The 17,715-nt window shown below is 68.4% G+C and carries 18 protein-coding genes; 12 read left to right on the top strand and 6 right to left on the bottom strand.

The features are described from left to right. The first annotated feature begins 151 nt into the window (after window positions 1–151). Genes QP166_RS18045 through QP166_RS18020 form a run of 6 tightly spaced genes read left to right on the top strand, consistent with a single transcriptional unit; the run spans window position 152 to window position 5,958 of the window. Window positions 152–1,072, top strand: coding sequence for a DMT family transporter (locus QP166_RS18045; RefSeq protein ID WP_333917155.1), 921 nt, complete (start codon window positions 152–154; stop codon window positions 1,070–1,072). Beyond that, window positions 1,069–1,737, top strand: coding sequence for a COQ9 family protein (locus QP166_RS18040; RefSeq protein ID WP_333917154.1), 669 nt, complete (start codon window positions 1,069–1,071; stop codon window positions 1,735–1,737). Before QP166_RS18045 ends, QP166_RS18040 begins: the two co-directional genes overlap by 4 nt. 59 nt (window positions 1,738–1,796) lie before the next feature. Beyond that, window positions 1,797–2,060 (top strand): FeoA family protein, encoded by a 264-nt coding sequence (locus tag QP166_RS18035; protein ID WP_333917153.1) that lies wholly within the window; start codon window positions 1,797–1,799, stop codon window positions 2,058–2,060. Window positions 2,061–2,082: 22 nt separating this feature from the next. After that, window positions 2,083–3,933 carry a ferrous iron transporter B gene (gene feoB, locus QP166_RS18030; RefSeq protein ID WP_333917152.1) on the top strand — a complete coding sequence of 617 codons (1,851 nt, stop codon included), beginning with the start codon at window positions 2,083–2,085 and terminating at the stop codon, window positions 3,931–3,933. A 9-nt stretch (window positions 3,934–3,942) separates the two neighbouring features. Further along, window positions 3,943–4,521, top strand: coding sequence for a single-stranded DNA-binding protein (gene ssb, locus QP166_RS18025; protein WP_333917151.1), 579 nt, complete (start codon window positions 3,943–3,945; stop codon window positions 4,519–4,521). After that, window positions 4,522–5,958, top strand: a complete 1,437-nt coding sequence (locus QP166_RS18020) for a PAS domain-containing protein (protein WP_443027230.1) — start codon at window positions 4,522–4,524, stop codon at window positions 5,956–5,958. 186 nt (window positions 5,959–6,144) lie between these two features. On the opposite strand, the gene QP166_RS18015 is transcribed toward QP166_RS18020, so the two are convergent. From QP166_RS18015 to QP166_RS18000, 4 genes are all read right to left on the bottom strand, one after another. Then, complete coding sequence (locus tag QP166_RS18015; protein WP_333917150.1) at window positions 6,145–6,543, bottom strand: response regulator; 399 nt, start codon at window positions 6,541–6,543, stop codon at window positions 6,145–6,147. 23 nt (window positions 6,544–6,566) lie between these two features. Beyond that, window positions 6,567–7,178, bottom strand: coding sequence for a methionine biosynthesis protein MetW (gene metW / locus QP166_RS18010; protein WP_333917149.1), 612 nt, complete (start codon window positions 7,176–7,178; stop codon window positions 6,567–6,569). Continuing rightward, on the bottom strand, window positions 7,175–8,305 hold the full coding sequence (gene metX, locus QP166_RS18005) for a homoserine O-acetyltransferase MetX (RefSeq protein ID WP_333917148.1): 1,131 nt from the start codon (window positions 8,303–8,305) through the stop codon (window positions 7,175–7,177). Before metX ends, metW begins: the two co-directional genes overlap by 4 nt. Window positions 8,306–8,417: 112 nt before the next feature. After that, window positions 8,418–9,170 carry a PEPxxWA-CTERM sorting domain-containing protein gene (locus tag QP166_RS18000; RefSeq protein ID WP_333917147.1) on the bottom strand — a complete coding sequence of 251 codons (753 nt, stop codon included), beginning with the start codon at window positions 9,168–9,170 and terminating at the stop codon, window positions 8,418–8,420. 407 nt (window positions 9,171–9,577) lie between these two features. Here QP166_RS18000 and QP166_RS17995 point away from each other — a divergent pair, with 407 nt between their 5' ends. The 3 genes from QP166_RS17995 to QP166_RS17985 are packed head-to-tail and all read left to right on the top strand — an operon-like array spanning window position 9,578 to window position 12,241. Beyond that, complete coding sequence (locus QP166_RS17995; protein WP_333917146.1) at window positions 9,578–10,135, top strand: hypothetical protein; 558 nt, start codon at window positions 9,578–9,580, stop codon at window positions 10,133–10,135. 49 nt (window positions 10,136–10,184) lie between these two features. Next, the gene (gene hisC, locus QP166_RS17990; RefSeq protein WP_333917145.1) at window positions 10,185–11,333 is read left to right on the top strand and encodes a histidinol-phosphate transaminase; all 1,149 of its coding nucleotides are present in this window, start codon (window positions 10,185–10,187) and stop codon (window positions 11,331–11,333) included. Further along, window positions 11,333–12,241, top strand: a complete 909-nt coding sequence (locus QP166_RS17985) for a prephenate/arogenate dehydrogenase family protein (RefSeq protein WP_333917144.1) — start codon at window positions 11,333–11,335, stop codon at window positions 12,239–12,241. Before hisC ends, QP166_RS17985 begins: the two co-directional genes overlap by 1 nt. A 95-nt stretch (window positions 12,242–12,336) precedes the next feature. Here QP166_RS17985 and QP166_RS17980 read toward each other — a convergent pair whose 3' ends face one another. Beyond that, complete coding sequence (locus QP166_RS17980; protein WP_333917143.1) at window positions 12,337–12,744, bottom strand: DUF1489 domain-containing protein; 408 nt, start codon at window positions 12,742–12,744, stop codon at window positions 12,337–12,339. A 40-nt stretch (window positions 12,745–12,784) separates the two neighbouring features. Next, window positions 12,785–14,272 carry a M23 family metallopeptidase gene (locus QP166_RS17975; RefSeq protein ID WP_333917142.1) on the bottom strand — a complete coding sequence of 496 codons (1,488 nt, stop codon included), beginning with the start codon at window positions 14,270–14,272 and terminating at the stop codon, window positions 12,785–12,787. A gap of 178 nt (window positions 14,273–14,450) precedes the next feature. Between QP166_RS17975 and QP166_RS17970 the strand changes: the two genes are divergently transcribed. The 3 genes from QP166_RS17970 to fdxA are packed head-to-tail and all read left to right on the top strand — an operon-like array spanning window position 14,451 to window position 17,712. Then, window positions 14,451–17,021, top strand: coding sequence for a helicase-related protein (locus tag QP166_RS17970; protein ID WP_333917141.1), 2,571 nt, complete (start codon window positions 14,451–14,453; stop codon window positions 17,019–17,021). A gap of 14 nt (window positions 17,022–17,035) precedes the next feature. Continuing rightward, on the top strand, window positions 17,036–17,356 hold the full coding sequence (locus tag QP166_RS17965) for an RNA-binding S4 domain-containing protein (protein WP_333917384.1): 321 nt from the start codon (window positions 17,036–17,038) through the stop codon (window positions 17,354–17,356). Window positions 17,357–17,370: 14 nt separating this feature from the next. Continuing rightward, window positions 17,371–17,712 carry a ferredoxin FdxA gene (fdxA, locus tag QP166_RS17960; RefSeq protein ID WP_333917140.1) on the top strand — a complete coding sequence of 114 codons (342 nt, stop codon included), beginning with the start codon at window positions 17,371–17,373 and terminating at the stop codon, window positions 17,710–17,712. Window positions 17,713–17,715 lie beyond the last annotated feature (3 nt).

The raw sequence follows: 17,715 nt of genomic DNA, 5'->3' as shown, positions 1-17,715 counted from the left end.
CGTCATTCCCGCGAAGGCGGGAATCCAGACGCGCAGGTCATCGAAAGAGCCACAAGCGTTGGAGGTTCTGGATTCCCGCCTTCGCGGGAATGACGAAGGTGGCCGCAGGGTCACTGCCAACAGCCGCGACGAACGAAAGCATCCGAGGATCATGACCCGCCCCGCCCCCACCAGCACCGCGCCCGCGCTCGTCGCGGTGATCGTCGCGAATGCGGCGCTCGCGTTCGGGCCGCTGTTCGTCCGCGTCGCCGATACCGGGCCGGTCGGGGCGGCCTTCTGGCGGATGGCGCTCGCCGTCCCGGTGCTCGCGGCGATCGCGCTCGCCACCCGCAAGCCCACGACGATGCCATCGTCACGACGCGTGTGGTTGTTCGTCGCGCTCGCCGGCGTCGCCTTCGCCGCCGATCTGGGGACGTGGCACCTCGGCATCCTCCACACGACGATGGCCAATGCGACGTTGCTCGGCAATTCGGCGACCTTCCTCTTCCCGCTCTGGGGGTTCCTCGTCGCGCGCGCCTGGCCGACGCGGATGCAAGGGGTCGCGCTGTTGCTCGCCGCGGCGGGGGCAATGCTGTTGATGGGGCGATCGTACCAGCTCGATCCGCGGCATCTGGCGGGCGACCTGCTGTGCATCGTCGCGGGGGTGCTCTACGCGCTCTATTTCATCCTGATGTCCGACGTGCGCCGCGCGCTCGCGCCTTGGCCGGCGCTGGCGCTGTCGTCGCTCGCCTCGCTGCTCCCGCTGCTCGGCTATGCGCTCACCCTCGGCGAGCAGATCATGCCGCAGCATTGGACCCCGCTGATCGCGCTGGCCTTGGTTTGCCAGCTACTCGGCCAGGGCTGCATGATCTACGCGCTCGGTCGCCTCTCGCCGCTGGTGATCGGGCTGGCGTTGCTGATCCAGCCGGCGGTGGCGGCGACGATCGGCTGGGTGCATTTCGGCGAAGCGCTCGGCGCACCCGATTTCGTGGGGATCGCGATGATCGCTGCGGCATTGGTGCTGGTGCGTGACACGCGCCGCAATGCTACGGAGACCGTGCCCGTCAATCCGGTGCCGGAGGAGATGCGATGACCCAGGACCTGATGCCGGAAGACCTGACACTCGACGAGGTTCGCGCGCGGCTCGCCCCCGCGATCGCCGCCAACGCCGCGTTCGATGGCTGGGGCGACACCGCGCGGGACCTCGCCGCCGAGCAACAGGGCATCGACCCCGATGTCGCGCGACTCGCCTTCGCCGATGGTGCGGTCGCGATGATCGACGCCTGGTTCGCGCATGTCGACACCGAGATGGTCGCGGCGCTTCCCCCGGCGACGCTCGCGACGATGAAGATCCGCCAGCGGATCACGTCGCTGGTCGAGGCGCGGCTGGCGGTGCTCGCTCCCGAGCGCGAGGCGCTGCGCCGCGCACGCGCGATCCTCGCATTGCCCGTCAACGTCGCCGCCGCCGCGCGGCTCGGCTGGCGCAGCGTCGATGCGATGTGGCGGCTCGCCGGCGACACGGCAACCGATTACAATCACTATACGAAGCGCGCGATGCTGCTGGCGGTCTATGCCGCGACCACCACCGTCTTCCTCGACGACGACAGCGAGGAGCAGGCGGACACCCGCGCCTTCCTCGCGCGCCGCATCGACGGGATCATGCGCTTCGAGAATGCCAAGGCGCAATTCACCCGCCGGACGCAGCACCGCCCAAGCCTCAGCCGCTTCATAGGCCGGCTGCGCTATCCGGTGGTCTGACGAGCAATCCGGGTCAATCGCTAATTGATAATCAATCTCATTGCGCTTATAGAAGCCGGGTGACCACGCCCATCAGCCTCGAAACGCTCCCGCGGCATCAGGCCGCCATCATCGACGACATCGATTGGTCGCGGCTCGCCACGCCCGAGGCGCGGCGGCTTCGTGAACTGGGGTTCGATTCCGGTGTGCCGGTGCAGGTGCTGCACCGCGCGCGGCTCGGTGCCGGACCGGTCGCGTGTCGGATCGGGCGGATGACGGTGGCGTTGCGCCGTCCGGTCGCCGGTGCGATCCGCGTGTCGGTCGAGCCGCTGGCCGCCGAGTGACGCGCCACTGGCGCTGCGCGTGATGGAAATGCCCCCGCTGGTCGCGATGGTCGGCAACCCCAATGCCGGCAAGAGTGCGCTGTTCAACGCGCTGACAGGCGCGCGTCAAAAGGTCGGCAATTACCCCGGCGTCACCGTCGAGCGTCATTCGGGCCGCCTGGCGCTCGATGACGGGCGGCCGGTCGAACTCGTCGACCTGCCCGGCGCGTATAGCCTCGAGCCCTCGTCCCCCGACGAGCGCGTGACGCGCGACGTGCTGCTCGGCGCGCAGAATGGTGAGCGGCGCCCCGACGCATTGGTCGTCGTCCTCGACGCCGCCAATCTCGACAACCATCTGCGCTTCGCGATGCAGTTGATCGCGCTTGGGCTGCCGGTGGTGATCGCCCTCAACATGATCGACCTCGCCGAGCGCGACGGGCTGGTACTCGACCCGGCGGTGCTGGAGCGCGAGCTGGGCGTCCCGGTCGTCCCGACCGTGGCGGTGCGCCGACGCGGGATCGACGTGCTGCGCGCCACGCTGACCGGGCTGGTCGGCACCGCCGCCGCGCCGGTCGCGCCGACCGCACCGGCCGAGGATATCCGCACGCTGCAACGCCGCGCGCGCGCCTTGTCGCAGGCGGCGACGATCAGCGAGACGCCGACGCGCCGCTGGCATCATGCGCTCGACAGCGTCGCGCTCCATCCGGTGTTCGGCCCGATCCTGCTGGTCGCCTTGCTGTTCGTGATGTTCCAGGCGGTGTTCAGCTGGTCGGAAGCGCCGATCTCGATGATCGAGGATGGGTTCGCCGCGCTCGAAGCCGCGATCAAGGGCATGATGCCCGACGGTTTCCTTCGTTCCCTGCTTACCGATGGCGTCATCGCCGGGGTCGGCGCGGTGGTCGTCTTCCTGCCGCAGATCCTGATCCTGTTCCTCTTCATCCTCGTGCTCGAGGCGTCGGGCTATATGGTCCGTGCCGCGTTCCTGATGGACCGGTTGATGGCCGGAGTCGGGCTGTCGGGGCGCGCGTTCATCCCGCTGCTCTCCAGCTTCGCCTGTGCGGTGCCCGGGATCATGGCGACGCGCACGATCGACGACGAGAAGGACCGGCTGACCACGATCCTGATCGCGCCGCTGATGACCTGCTCGGCACGGCTGCCGGTCTATACGATCATCATCGGCGCATTCATCCCGGCGCGCCAGGTGGTGCCGTTCGTCGGGCTGCAGGGGCTGGTGCTACTCGGCCTCTATCTGATGGGGATTGGCGGCGCGTTCGTCGCCGCGCTGCTGCTCCGCCGCACCGTGACCAAGGGCGAAAGCTCGGGCTTCATGATGGAAATGCCCAAATATCAGATGCCGCGGCTCCACGACATCGCGATCGGGCTATGGAGCCGCGCAGCGATCTTCCTGAAGCGCGCGGGCACCACGATCGCGCTCACCACGATCGTGCTGTGGGCGCTGCTCAGCTTCCCGCAGGCGCCCGCCGGGCAGAAACAGGTCGACTATTCGGTGGCCGGGCGGATCGCGAGCGGGCTGGAGGTCATCGTCCGACCGATCGGCTTCAACCACGACATCGCGCTGGCGCTGATCCCGGCGATGGCGGCGCGCGAGGTCGCGGTCGCGGCGATCGGCACCGCCTATGCGATCGACGATACCGAAGACGCCTCCGGTGCGAAGAGCCTCGTCGATCATCTGCGCGGGCGCTGGTCGCTCCCCACTGCGCTTGCCTTCCTGATGTGGTTCGTCTTCGCCCCGCAATGCATCAGCACGATCGCCGTGACGCGGCGAGAAACGAACGGCTGGAAGTGGCCGATCTTCATGCTCGGCTACCTTTTCGCGACCGCCTATGTCATGGCGGGGATCACATTCTGGCTGGCGACGTTCGCCGGTCTCTAAGAGGATCCCATGGCAGGCAGCGTCAACAAGGTCATTCTCGTCGGCAATCTCGGGCGCGATCCCGAGTCGCGCTCGTTCCAGAACGGCGGCAAGGTGGTGAACCTGCGCATCGCGACGTCGGAATCGTGGAAGGATCGCAACACCGGCGAGAAGAAGGAAAAGACCGAATGGCATTCGGTCGCGATCTTCAACGAAGGGCTGGCAAACGTCGCCGAGCGCTTCCTGCGCAAGGGCAGCAAGGTCTATATCGAGGGCCAGCTCCAGACGCGGAAGTGGCAGGACCAGCAGGGCAATGACAAGTATAGCACCGAGGTCGTGCTGCAGGGGTTCAACTCGGTCCTGACGATGCTCGACGGCCCTGGCGGCAATTCGGGTGGCGGTGGCGGCGGCGGCCGTGACGACTTCGGTGGCGGCGACGATTTCGGCGGCGGTGGCGGCTACGGCGGCGGTGCACGGGGCGGCAGCAGCGGTGGCGGTGCGCGTGGTGGCGCCAGCACCGGCGGTGCCGGCGGGACCGGCGGCGGCGCGCGGGGCGGCAATTATGGCGGCGGCTTCGCGGACGATCTCGACGACGACGTGCCGTTCTAAATGGCCGAAGTCCTCGCCCGTCCGCAGATCTGCCCCGAGGCGCTTGACGAGGCGAGGCGGTCGCGGGCGCTTGCCGAATACAATGTCGATTCGCTGCGCGGTGCCGCGGCGCTGAAGCAGATCACCGATTTCGCCGCACATCTGTGCGGCGTGCCGGTCGGCATCGTCAGCATCCTCGACACCGATCACCAGACCTTCCTGGCGCGCACCGGCCTGCCCGACGGGCCGGAGCCGCCGCGCGAACAGTCGTTCTGCGGCCATGCGATGTGGGACAGCGGGTTGATGGTCGTGCCCGACGCCACCGCCGACCCGCGCTTCGCCACCAACCCGCTGGTCACCGGCGAGATGAACTTGCGCTTCTACGCCGGTGCGCCGCTGATCTCCGACGACGGCTTCCCGATGGGCTCGCTGTGCGTGCTCGACACGGTGCCGCATCCCGAGGGGCTGACCGCGCTGCAACGCGAGGGGCTGACGGTGCTCGCCGCCAACGTCCTCGCCCGGCTGCGCGATGCGCGCGACGGCGCGGCACGGCGCGCTTCGCTCCGCCGCGCGCGCAGCCAGGCGGCCGAGAGCGAGACGCGCTTCCGCGTCCTCGCCGACACCATGCCGCAGATGGTGTGGTCGACGCTTCCCGACGGTTTCCACGATTACTACAACGCGCGCTGGTACGCCTTTACCGGAATGCCCGAGGGGTCGACCGATGGCGAGGCGTGGAACGGCATGTTCCACGCCGACGATCAACAGCGCGCCTGGGCCGCGTGGCGCCACTCGCTGGCGACCGGCGATCCGTATGAGATCGAGTATCGCCTCCGTCATCACGACGGCACCTATCGCTGGGTGCTCGGCCGCGCGTTGCCGATCCGTGATGCCGCGGGGGCGATCACGCGCTGGTTCGGCACCTGCACCGATATCCACGAGCAGCGGATCGCGCTCGAACAGCGCGAGATCGTCAGCCAGGAGCTGAGCCACCGGATCAAGAACATCTTCTCGGTCGTCGCCGGGCTGGTGCATCTCACCGGGCGCACGCATCCGGAACTGGCGGGGCTGCTCGCCGAGCTGCGCCAGCGGATTACCGCGCTCGGCCGCGCGCACGATTTCGTCCGCCCGCACAGCGACCAGTCGCGGCCGGCGCTGCGTCAGGACAGCCTGCACGGGCTGCTGACGGAGCTGTTTTCGCCGTATCAGACGCACGCCGGAGAGCGCATCGCGATCACCGGCGAGGATGTCGCGGTCGACGATCGCGCCGCGACCCCGCTGGCGCTGATCTTCCACGAGCTTGCGACCAACGCGAGCAAATATGGCGCTCTGTCGGTCGCCGACGGCCGGGTCGCGCTGACGATCGCGGCGGAAGGCAGCGACATGGTGCTGCACTGGTGCGAACGCGGGGCCCACTGCTATCCGGATCGCCGGAGCACGAGGGGTTCGGTTCGCAATTGATCGAGATGAGCGCCGCGCGCCAGTTGGGCGGCGCCATCGTGCGCAATTGGCCCGAGAGCGGACTGGAAGTGACGGCGCGGCTACCGCGGGTGGCGTTCAGCCGCTGAAATCGGCAGCGTCGACAGCAAAGAGAACCGGATAGCGTCTCCGGCCCGGTATGACGATCGAACGCTTAGCGTGAGCCCGTCAGGCGGACGGCGTCCAGCGCACGAAGTCGACGCATTCGACCCCGGAAGCGTCCGCCTGCGCGGCAATGCGCGCCGCCGCGAGGATCGATTCCTCGTTGAACGGCTTGCGGACGTAACCAAGTGCCGCGTCGCGATTGGTGATCTGGCCGGGATTGGCGGTGACGAACACCACCTTCACCCCGTGGTCGCGCGCGATCCGCTCCGCGATCTCGGGACCGGTGGGCCCGTCGCGAAGGTTGACGTCGACGAACGCGAAACCGCACCCCGGCGCCGCCTTCAACGCCGACGATGAGTCGGCGGCGATCGCCGCTACCTGATAGCCGGCATCTTCCAGAATGCGTTCGAGATCCAACGCGACGAAGATCTCATCCTCGACGATCAGCGCGGTCGCGGTCATGTCGGGGTTCCAGTCACGGCCGCTTAACCGCGATCAAGTGGTCTTTGTTCCCGACGCAGCAGGAAGATCGCATGTTCGGCGAGAAAGTTCGCCGCCGCGCCGCCGGTCTGCTTGTCCCCGGACAAGAACCACGCTCCCTCCACGATCACCCCGCGCTCGGCGAGATGCGCGCGGAAATCGTCGATCGTCAGGTGGTGGATGTTGGGCGTGTCATACCAGCGTTCGGGCAGCAGCCGGGTGACTGGCATCCGTCCGCCCCACAAGAGCGACAGCCGCACGCGCCAATGCGCGAAATTGGGAAAGCTGACGAACGCGAACCGTCCGATCCGCAGCAATTCGTCGAGGACCCGGTCGGGCGCGCGCGCGGTCTGCAGCGTCTGGCTGAGGATAGCATAATCGAAGCTCTGGTCGGGATAGCCCGCCAGATCGACATCCGCATCGCCCTGGATCACCGACAGCCCACGCCCGACCGCCGCCGCGACATTGCCCGGATCGAGTTCCAGTCCGCGCACGTCCGCGCCGCGTTCGTCGCGCAGCGCCGCCATCAACTCGCCGTCGCCGCATCCGATATCGAGCGCGCGTGCGCCCGCGGGGAGATGCGCGGCGATGATCGCGAGGTCCGGACGCAAACTCATCGACCGGCACTCAGGAAACCGTGGATCACACGGTCCAGCTCAGGTGAGTCGAGCAGGAAGGCGTCATGCCCGAACGGGCTCGACAGCTCGACGAAGCTCGCCGGCGCGCCCGCCGCCATCAGGGCGTGGACGATGCTGCGCGACTCGGCGGTCGGGTACAGCCAGTCGGTGTCGAAGCTGACGAGGCAGAAGCGCGTCGCCGTGCCGCGGAAGGCGTTGGCGAGCAGCCCGCCATGCTCCTCGGCCAGATCGAAATAGTCGAGCGCGCGGGTGATGTAGAGGTAGCTGTTGGCATCGAACCGGTCCGTGAACGCAAGGCCCTGATGCCGCAGATAGCTTTCCACCTGGAAATCGGCGTCGAATCCGAAGGATTTCTGCGCGCGCGCCTGCAGGCGCCGGCCGAACTTCTCGGTCAGTCCCGCCTCGGACAGATAGGTGATGTGCGCCGCCATCCGCGCCACCGCCAGCCCGGCGGCGGGCGGGTCGCTGTCGTAATAGTCGCCGCCGCGCCAGTTCGGATCGGCCATCACCGCCTGCCGCCCGACCTCGTGGAAGGCGATATTCTGCGCCGAATGCCGCGCGGTCGAAGCGAGGACGACGCATCGCTCGACGCGTTCGGGGAAGGTCGCCGCCCAGCTCAGCGCCTGCATCCCGCCCATCGATCCGCCGACGACCGCCGCAAGCCGCGCCACCCCCAGATGATCGAGCAGCAGCGCCTGTGCGCGCACCATGTCGCGGATCGTGATGACCGGAAACGCCATCGCATACGGTCGCCCGGTCGACGGATCGACGCTTGCCGGTCCGGTCGAGCCCATGCAGGAACCCAACACGTTGGTACAGATGACGAAATAACGATCGGTGTCGATCGGCTTGCCCGGCCCGACCATCCGCTGCCACCACCCCGGCTTGCCGGTGCGCGGATGCGCGCTGGCAAGGTGCTGATCGCCGGTCAGCGCGTGGCAGACCAGCATCGCATTGCCGCCGTCCGCCGCCAGCGTGCCATAGGTTTCATAGGCGATCTCGACCGGCGCGAGCAGCGCGCCGCCGTCGAGCCTGAGCGACCCCGGCAGCACGACACGCCGCGACAGGCCGAACCGCTGATCGAGCGAGGAAGGCGTGGTGAGCATCGAGCCGCCGCCTTTACCCGCCCGTAGGTGCCGGTGTCGAGATGGCGGCACCGCCACCCGGTCACCCGATCCCCGACGCCATGTCGGCGCGGGAATCGGACGGTGTCGGTCGTCAGACCAGCTTGAGCGTGGCAGAACGACGGCGCAGGCTGTACCCGACCACGCCGAAGCCCAGGATCATCAGCGCCCAGGTCGCTGGCTCAGCCACCGGCGCGGCGACATATTCGTAGCGGATGCCCACCGTGGAGGTGGCGCTGGTCTGCTGCGCCGCCGCGGCGTTGCCGCCGGTCGCGGACAGCAGCAGCCCGGTCAGCGTCTTGGCCGAGACGTCGAACGAGCCGCCGCCGTTGGCGACGAACGCGGCCAGCGACGCACCGGTGATCGCGAAAACCTGTGACGTCGATGCATTACTGGCGAAAATCTGCGACGATGTCGAGCTCGGCCCGACCGAGTAGATCGAACTCGTGCCCAGCAGGTCATAGGCGGCCGGGGACAGGTCCGCGGTTCCGATCCCGGCGCTGGTGGTGTTGACCAGCGTGTCGAGGACCGACTTGACCCCCGCGTCGCTCGACAGGAACTGCGCCGCCGATTCCGTGCGAACGCGGCCGGTGGAGTCGGTGGTCGCCGAAACGGTGATCGTCGACTGGAACGAATAGCCGACCGTCAGGTAGGCGGCGGTCAACGCGCCAAGGCTGCTGTCGAACTTCGCCAGATTGCCCAGCAAGCTGGCGTAATCGGTCGGACCGCTGGTGCTGACCGACCCGGCGTCGAGACTGATCGGCGTGGCGGCATTGGCGCTGGTGGCCGTGATCGTTGCCCCGCACAGCAACATCGCGGCAAGCGCCGCCTTCTTCGTGATCGACATCGTAGCTTACTCCGATCGGCGCACCTCGCGCGACATCGCTGCCTCGTAGATACGGTTAATGACAATTAAGGAATGACCCGGCCCCCTTATCGTCGGTTTCACGAACTTCGTTGAATGTGTTTACCCAGAATGGTGGAAATGATGATCGCGTGAAAACGGCTATCACAATACTTTCTGGTTCTACGCTCTCGACCTATTAGTCCAGATCGCATCGATTGGCGTTGCAGCCACTTGATTTATCGTTATTTTTACGCCTTATCGCGCCAGACAAGTTCCTTGATCCTTTCGCGCGCGGTGGAATGACTTCCGTCCGACACAGCTAATCTGCACTGATCGATTAGCCACCCACGTTGACCGATCGGTAACGCGCGCCACCTAGCGCCAGTTCGAGAGCCAGGGAGGCGCAGATGGGAATGATGGATTCACTCGCCGGCTTCATCGATAACGAAGGTCTTGCCGAGGCGTTCGCCGTGCGGTCCGACGATCTCGAGAAAACGCGCCGTCCATTGCTCGACGGCATTGTGCGGACGCGCGAGCAATTCGCGGAACGCCGTACGATCAACGGCGGCGGCCGCTGGTGGCAGGCCCAGAACGGCGTCGTCGCCTTCACGGTCAAGCTGGGCGGCACCCCGCTTGCGCTCAGCGGATCGGCGACGAACCACATACCAGAAGCCAGATTCATGGCGTTCCTCGACAAGCTCGAGCAGATCGTCAACGCGGGCGCGCTCGACGACGCGCTGAAAACAAATCTGGCGGAGCGCGCGAAGCAGCGCAGCGCCGCATCCAGAGGCGGCCGCCAGCGCGCCGCCGCGATCGGCGAACGTCATCCGAGCATCGACCGCAAGAATTGGGAAAATTTGACCTGGGCGCAACGCCAGAAGGTCAACGCGCTGTACCGCGACGGCAAGAACCCCGATGGCACCTCGATCGCCGAGGTCGGCTACAAGCCCGACGCACCGCTATAGGCGCGCCTGCCCCTTCCCCCGCGGCGCGCGCGCGCTACCCGCATCGGCCATGACGAACGCGCCCGCTCCCAAGCCCTGGATCATGGACATCGCCCCGTACATTCCGGGGCGCTCGACCACCGACGACGGACGCACCGTCGCCAAATTGTCGTCGAACGAGAACCCGCTCGGCACCTCGCCCGCCGCTCGTGCGGCCTACGCCTCGGCGGCGGACACGCTGGAGCGTTACCCCGATGCCAGCGGCGCGATCGTGCGCGAGGCGATCGCGGCGCGCTTCGGGCTCGACGCGGCGCGGATCATCTACGGCAACGGCTCGGACGAGATCCTGCATCTTGCCGCAGGGGCGTATGCCGGGCCGGGCGACGAGGTGATCTTCGTCCGTTACGGCTTTGCGGTCTACGAGATCGCGACGCGGCGTGTCGGCGCCACCCCGGTGATCGCGCCTGACCGCGACTATGCCACCGATGTCGACGCGATCCTCGCCTGCGTCACCGATCGGACACGCGTCGTCTATGTCGCCAATCCCAACAACCCGACCGGCACCTTCGCGCCTGCTACCGAGATCGCGCGGCTCCACGCGGCGCTGCCGGGCGATGTGCTGCTGGTGCTCGACCAGGCCTATGCCGAATACCTCGCCGACCAGGACGACGATGGCGGTCTGGAACTGGCCAAGACCGCGCGCAACGTCCTGGTGACGCGCACTTTTTCGAAGATTCACGGCTTGGCTGCCGAGCGGATCGGCTGGGGTTATGCCCATGCGGAGATCGTCCAGGCGCTGCACCGCATCCGCCTTCCGTTCAACATCACGATCGGCGGGCAGCGCGCCGCGGTCGCCGCGGTCGAGGACCGCGCGTTCGTCGAGCACACCCGTGCGCACAATGCCGAGTGGCGCGCGTGGTTCGCCGCCGAAGTCACCAAGCTGGGCAACGCCGGGCTGCGCGCAATCCCGAGCGAGGCCAACTTCGTGCTGGTGGTGTTCGAGGGCGCGCTGACCGCCGAAACCGCCTATAAGGGGCTGATGGATGCGGGCTATATCGTCCGCTGGCTGCCGGGCCAGGGCCTTGCGCAGGGGCTGCGGATCACGATCGGTACCGAGGCCGAGACGCGCGGCGTCGCCGCCGCACTGCGTGACCTGGTCGAGCGTGGTGCGAGCCCCGCCCATGCCACCGCCCCCGACAAGGGCATCGAGCGCGGCTGATGCTGCCGTTTTCGCGTGTCTCGATCATCGGCCTCGGGCTGATCGGCTCCTCGATCGCGCGCGCGGTGCGGCAATATATGCCGACCGTGCGGCTGACCGGGCATGACGCCGACCCGGCCGTGCGTGAGGTCGCGCGGCGCATCGACCTGCTCGACGACGTCGCCGATCGTGCCGGGGCGGCGGTCACCGACGCCGATCTGGTGATCCTGTGCGTGCCGGTCGGTGCGATGGGCGCGGTGGCGGCCGAGATCGCCGCCGACTTGCCCACCGACGCAATCGTCAGCGATGTCGGGAGCTGCAAGGCCTCGGTTGCGCAGGCGCTATCGGCGGTGCTGCCCCCGGCGCGCGTCGTCCCCGCGCACCCGGTCGCGGGCACCGAACAGAGCGGGCCGGAAGCGGGCTTCGGGACGCTGTTCCGCGGGCGCTGGTGCATCGTCACGCCCTTGCCGGAAAGCGACGAGGCGGCGACGATCCGCGTCGAGGATTTCTGGCGGCGGATCGGCGCGGATGTCGAGCGGATGGCCCCCGATCACCACGATCTGGTCCTCGCCGTCACCAGCCACCTGCCGCACCTGATCGCCTATACGATCGTCGGGACCGCCGATGACCTGCAACAGGTGACGCAGTCGGAGGTCATCAAATTCTCCGCAGGCGGCTTCCGCGACTTCACGCGCATCGCCGCCTCCGACCCGGTGATGTGGCGCGACGTGTTCCTGTCGAACAAGGACGCGGTGCTGGAGATGCTGCAACGCTTCAGCGAGGACCTGAGCCAGCTACAGCGGGCGATCCGCTGGGGCGACGGCGACGCGCTCCACGACCGCTTCGCGCGAACCCGCGCGATCCGGCGGTCGATCGTCGATCAGGGCCAGGACGATGCCGCGGCCGACTTCGGTCGCAAGCACGACTGACTCTCCGCCCAACCGTCATCCCCGCGCAGGTCCATCGCAAGAACCGGAACACCCGAGGTTCTGGGTTCCCGCCGTCGCGGGAATGACGAAAGGGGTCAGATCAACCCCAGTTCGTTCAGCTTCCCCACCAGCACCGGCGGCATCGCCGCAAGTCCGTCGGCGACGTCGCCGCCCAGATCGACCGGCGCATCGTCCGCCTCCAGATAGCGCCAGCCCTGATGCGCCCGCCGCGGCTGCGCCAGCACCAGCCGCAGATCGGGATCGATATGGATCGCGACGCGCCCACCCTCGGCGTCGCCGAACGACAGGATCGGCGAGCGCGCAACCAGCTGGTGCTTGATGATCCAGAACAGCGACCCCTGCCCCGCCACTTCCTCGTGGCGCTTGGGCAGATAGCGCGTGGTCAGGAACACGGGCCCGGCGGCGGCGCGCGCCCGCAAGCGCTCGGCAAGCAGGTCGACGCTCGCCGCGCCGAACGCGACCTTGGTGAGATGAAGCGGCATGGAAACAGCGATGTGGGTCGGCACTTCGCCGCCCGCAAGATCAGCGCAGCGGCGTGTCGAGCAGTCGCGCCATCTTCGCCTTCATCGCGCGGATCGTCGCGGCGGGCAGCGCCTGCAGGCTGCTCATCGAGATGCTGCGCGGATTCACCGGCTGCCCGTTCCGCCACACTTCCCAATGCAGGTGCGGCCCGGTCGAGATGCCGGTCGACCCGACATAGCCGATCACCTGCCCGCGTGCGACGCGCATCCCCGCCCGCACCGCGAAGCGGCTCATATGGCCGTAACCGCTCGTCAGCCCGCCGGAGTGCGCGAGCTTGACGAAATTGCCGTAACCGCCCGCGCGCCCGGCCGACTGCACCACGCCGTCCATCGCGGCATAGATCGGGCTGCCGTACGGCGCGCCAATATCGGTGCCCTTGTGCATCCGCATGAAGCCGAGCAGCGGGTGCATCCGCATCCCGAACGTCGAGGTGACCCGCCCCGCGACCGGCATCCCCATCGTCCCGCGCCGCTCGACCTGCCCGCCGGGGTCCATCAGCGTACCGTCGGTGCCGTCGCGGTCGCCCCAGCGCACCAACGTCACCTTCTGCCGCCCCTGATCGAGCCCGGCATATTGGAGCTGCCCGACCTCGACCTCGCCGGTCGCGGCGCGCTGCTGGTCGGCGACGATGTCGAACGTGTCGCTCGAGTCGATCCGCTCGATCGGCATATGTGCGCCAAGCGCCTTGAGATAATTCTCGACCACGCGCGCTGGCACCCCCGCCGCACGTGCCGAACGGTACAGGCTCGCGCCGACGATCCCACGCACATGCAGCGGGGTGCGGTCGATCGCAATCGGACGGCGCAGCACCGTCAGCCCCTCGCCCGCGCGCAGCACCGTCATGTTGAGATCGAAGGCGGCGCGGAAATCGAGCTTCTCCAGCGGACGCGGCTGGAATTTGGTCGGACGTCGCCCCAGCGTCAGCGACAGCAACGTCCCCGGCCGCAGCGTCGCAGCCCCGACCAGCCCCGCGACGCGCGCCGCCTCGCCGCCGCCGACCCCGGCGCGCTGCAACGTGCCCGCCAGCGTATCGCCATCGCCCAGCGCCGCGGTCAGTTCGATCTGCGGTCGCTCCGGAGTTTCGCTCAGCGGACGCACCAGCGCCCCCGCCGCCATCCGTCGCCCGGTCGTCGCCCCCAGTGCGAGCGGTGCGAACGACTGCGTCCGCGCTTCCTCGAACGCCGCCTCGCCCATCACCGGCGCGCTCGCCCCGATTAAAGGCTGGAAGCCCGGCGACAGGAACCACGCGCCCGCGCACAAAGCGGTGCACGTCGCCAGCCCGCGCCACCACGTCAGGCTGCCGATATCGCGGCCGAGATCGGGCACCCAATCGGCGTCGCGCGCCGCAGCGCGCGCGCGATGCAGCCAGGCGCGATCGGCGTCGGGCATGACGACGCGGCCGGGCGTACCCGCGCCCGCGCCTGCCCATTCCAGCCCCTGTTGCTCGCGCAAGAACACGCCGGCTTCTGCCCCGCTCTCGAAAAGCATGCCGCCCCAGGCGACCTGCGTCAGGCGCAGCGTTGTGGACGTGATTCGCTAAAGTCAAATTAACCGCGCACTTCGGAGCGTCGCGCTGCGGTGGAGCGTTGATCTGGGACGGCGAACCGGAGGCGCCCGATTTGCAGCAATTGCATCCCCGCACCACACATCCGATGTAGGGCAGGTCATGGTGGCTTTCGACCGACCCCGCGTTACGGCCGTGCTGGGTCCGACCAACACCGGCAAGACCCATCTCGCGATCGAGCGGATGTGCGCGCATTCCAGCGGCATGATCGGTTTCCCGCTGCGCCTGCTGGCGCGCGAGGTCTATGACCGCGTCGTCGCGATCAAGGGCGCCGATCGCGTCGCGCTGATCACCGGCGAGGAACGGATCGTCCCGAAGGACGCGCGCTGGTTCCTGTGCACCGCCGAGAGTATGCCCATGGAGCGGGACGTCGCGTTCGTCGCGCTCGACGAGGCGCAGCTCGGCAGCGACCGAGAGCGCGGGCATGTCTTCACTGATCGTATCCTGCGCGCGCGCGGTCGCGAGGAGACGATGATCCTCGGTTCCGAGTCGCTGCGCCCGGTGTTGCGTGCGCTGGTGCCCGGTATCGAGATCGTCGAGCGCCCTCGCTTCTCGACGCTCAGCTATGCCGGCGCGAAGAAGCTGTCGCGGCTGCCGCGCCGTTCGGCGATCGTCGCCTTCTCCGCCGAAGAAGTCTACGCCACCGCCGAGATGCTGCGGCGCCTGCGCGGCGGCGCGGCGGTGGTGATGGGCGCGCTGTCGCCGCGTACCCGCAACGCACAGGTCGCGATGTTCCAGGCCGGCGAGGTCGATTACCTCGTCGCCACCGACGCGATCGGCATGGGGCTCAACCTCGACGTCGGGCATGTCGCCTTTGCCGGGCTCCACAAGTTCGATGGCCAGCAACGCCGCCGCTTGCGCGTGTCGGAGATGGCGCAGATCGCCGGCCGCGCCGGGCGACACCAGCGCGACGGCACGTTCGGCGCGCTGTCCGAGGACGGCCCCGACGCGTTCGAACCCGAGGAAGTCGCCGCGATCGAGGGCCACCGCTTCCCGCGACTGGACTGGCTCTACTGGCGCAACGGCACGCCCGATCTGTCGAGCATCGACGCTTTGGTCGCCAGCCTGTCGCAGCGCCCCGACGATCTCGCGTTGCGCGCCGCGCCCGAGGCGCTCGACCTCAAGATCCTCAAGCGGCTCGCCGAGGAACCCGGCGTCCGCGACCGCGCGCGCGGCAATGTCGCGCGGCTATGGGCGGCGTGCGGTATTCCCGATTTCGCCAAGCTCGGGCTCGATCCGCACGCGCGCTTCGTCGGACGTGTGTTCGGCTATCTGTCGCAAGGCCATATCCCGCACCAATGGTTCGCCGACGAGGTCGCGCGGCTCGACCGTACCGAAGGCGATGTCGAGACGATCGCCGGCCGCATCGCCGCGATCCGCAGCTGGGCCTATATCGCGCAGCGCCCCGACTGGCTCGCCGACCCGCAGACCTGGGCGGCGCGCACGCTGGAGATCGAGGAACGGCTCTCCGACGCACTCCATCTCAGCCTGACGCAGCGCTTCGTCGACAAGCGCACCACCGCGCTGGCGAAGAAGATCGGCGGTGGCGTCGGGATGTTGCCGGTCGAGATCGACGCGCAGGGCGAGGTGACGATCGATACCCACACGATCGGCCGACTCGACGGTTTCCGCTTCGTCGTCGCCCCCGATGCGCGCGCGCACGACAAGCGCCTGCTGCTCGCCACTGCCGAGAAGCGACTCGCGGGTGAGCGCCGCCGCCGTGCCGAGGCGCTGATCGCCAGCGACGACGCGCGCTTCGCGCTCGGTGACGACGGAACGATTACGGTCAGCGGGCTGCGATACCTTTCCAGGTCCGGTACCGCCGAACCGGTCGTGCAGAGCCTGTCGAACGGTGCGGAAGAGGCAGACAATGAAGGGAGCGCACTGGTCGTCGCCCGCCTGTCGCGCGGCACCTCGCTCGCACGCCCGCAGGTAACGCTCGACGAAGCCCTCGACTGTCTCGACCCACCCTTGCGCAACCGCGTCGCCGAACGGCTGCGGCTCTGGACCACGGCAACGATCGCCCGCACCCTCCCGGCGCTGGCGGCATTGTCGACGGCGACGCGCGCTGCCGAAGCCGGGCCCGTGCTGCGCAGCATCGCCGCAGCGATGGAGGCCGGCGCAGGCTTCGCCCAACGCCTGCCGCTGCGCGACGCGGTCGAGGCGCTGTCGTCGGGACAGCGGCAATGGCTGCGGCGGCAGCGGATCACGATCGGCGCGCTCGACCTGTTCGATCCGCGCCTCCTCAAGCCCGCGGCGCAGGCATGGCGTCGCGCGCTGCTCGCTGCGTACGGCACGCCCATCCCCGCCGTGCCGCCCGCGGGCGCGACGTCGCTGCCGCGCGGCACGCCGGGTGCGGTGCCGTTGATGGGTCATCGCGCGCTCGGCGGGCAGGCGGTGCGGATCGACCTCGTCGAACGCGTCGCGCGCGCCGCGCATGACGCGCGCGGCGCGAACGGCCGCACGCCGTTCGCACCCGATCCCGCGTTGGCGGTGTCGATCGGGCTGGAACCCGCGACGATCGCGCGACTGATGGCCGAACTGGGCTTCCGTCCGGTCGCCACGCTCGACACGGCACCGCACTACGTCTGGCGCGGACGTCCGCGTGCCAAGGTCGCCGCACCCGATCCGGCCAATGCCTTCGCCGCGCTTGCCGGACTGATGGGGCGGTGACCGGCGAGCCGACGATGCGGCTCGACCGCTATCTGTGGTTCGCGCGGCTGGCGAAGACTCGCGACATCGCACAGGCCCTCGCCTGCGATGGACATTTCCGCATCGACGGTCGCGTGATCGACCGCGCACATGCACCCGTGCGGATCGGCAACATCCTCACCTTCTTCCATGCGGGCCGCGTGCGGGTGTTGCGGGTCGAGGCGCTCCCGATGCGCCGCGGCCCGGCCCCGGAGGCGCAGGCTTGTTATCAGGAACTGGCCCTGTCCGGACCGGTTTCATCAGCAGGAGCGTTGACGCGCGACACCGACGGCGCGAAAGCGGCGCGCGAGAAGTGAGGAATTAGCCGACCATGACCTATGTCGTCACCGACGCCTGCATCCGCTGCAAGTATATGGACTGCGTGGAAGTATGTCCGGTCGACTGCTTCTACGAAGGCGAGAACATGCTCGTCATCAACCCGTCGGAATGTATCGACTGCGGCGTCTGCGAGCCCGAATGCCCGGCCGAGGCGATCCTTCCCGATACCGAGAGCGGGCTGGAGCAATGGCTGGAGCTGAACAACACCTTCTCGGCGCAATGGCCCAACGTCACGCGCAAGCTGGACCAGACCCCGGCCGACGCCGATGAACTGAAGGGCGTCGAGGGCAAGTACGACAAGTTCTTCTCGCCCGAGCCCGGCAAGGGCGACTGACGC

It is taken from the genome of Sphingomonas sp. LR60, from assembly GCF_036855935.1.
Lineage (GTDB): Bacteria > Pseudomonadota > Alphaproteobacteria > Sphingomonadales > Sphingomonadaceae > Sphingomonas.
This window is presented reverse-complemented; position numbering and strand designations above follow the sequence as displayed.

What these genes read in the sequence shown, in the direction of transcription:
- QP166_RS18045 (WP_333917155.1), top strand. Translation starts at nt 152, where the DNA reads ATGACCCGCCCCGCCCCCACCAGCACCGCGCCCGCGCTCGTCGCGGTG.
- QP166_RS18040 (WP_333917154.1), top strand. Translation starts at nt 1,069, where the DNA reads ATGACCCAGGACCTGATGCCGGAAGACCTGACACTCGACGAGGTTCGC.
- feoB (WP_333917152.1), top strand. Translation starts at nt 2,083, where the DNA reads ATGGAAATGCCCCCGCTGGTCGCGATGGTCGGCAACCCCAATGCCGGC.
- ssb (WP_333917151.1), top strand. Translation starts at nt 3,943, where the DNA reads ATGGCAGGCAGCGTCAACAAGGTCATTCTCGTCGGCAATCTCGGGCGC.
- QP166_RS18020 (WP_443027230.1), top strand. Translation starts at nt 4,522, where the DNA reads ATGGCCGAAGTCCTCGCCCGTCCGCAGATCTGCCCCGAGGCGCTTGAC.
- QP166_RS18015 (WP_333917150.1), bottom strand. Translation starts at nt 6,543, where the DNA reads ATGACCGCGACCGCGCTGATCGTCGAGGATGAGATCTTCGTCGCGTTG.
- metW (WP_333917149.1), bottom strand. Translation starts at nt 7,178, where the DNA reads ATGAGTTTGCGTCCGGACCTCGCGATCATCGCCGCGCATCTCCCCGCG.
- metX (WP_333917148.1), bottom strand. Translation starts at nt 8,305, where the DNA reads ATGCTCACCACGCCTTCCTCGCTCGATCAGCGGTTCGGCCTGTCGCGG.
- QP166_RS18000 (WP_333917147.1), bottom strand. Translation starts at nt 9,170, where the DNA reads ATGTCGATCACGAAGAAGGCGGCGCTTGCCGCGATGTTGCTGTGCGGG.
- QP166_RS17995 (WP_333917146.1), top strand. Translation starts at nt 9,578, where the DNA reads ATGGGAATGATGGATTCACTCGCCGGCTTCATCGATAACGAAGGTCTT.
- hisC (WP_333917145.1), top strand. Translation starts at nt 10,185, where the DNA reads ATGACGAACGCGCCCGCTCCCAAGCCCTGGATCATGGACATCGCCCCG.
- QP166_RS17985 (WP_333917144.1), top strand. Translation starts at nt 11,333, where the DNA reads ATGCTGCCGTTTTCGCGTGTCTCGATCATCGGCCTCGGGCTGATCGGC.
- QP166_RS17980 (WP_333917143.1), bottom strand. Translation starts at nt 12,744, where the DNA reads ATGCCGCTTCATCTCACCAAGGTCGCGTTCGGCGCGGCGAGCGTCGAC.
- QP166_RS17975 (WP_333917142.1), bottom strand. Translation starts at nt 14,272, where the DNA reads ATGCTTTTCGAGAGCGGGGCAGAAGCCGGCGTGTTCTTGCGCGAGCAA.
- QP166_RS17970 (WP_333917141.1), top strand. Translation starts at nt 14,451, where the DNA reads ATGGTGGCTTTCGACCGACCCCGCGTTACGGCCGTGCTGGGTCCGACC.
- QP166_RS17965 (WP_333917384.1), top strand. Translation starts at nt 17,036, where the DNA reads ATGCGGCTCGACCGCTATCTGTGGTTCGCGCGGCTGGCGAAGACTCGC.
- fdxA (WP_333917140.1), top strand. Translation starts at nt 17,371, where the DNA reads ATGACCTATGTCGTCACCGACGCCTGCATCCGCTGCAAGTATATGGAC.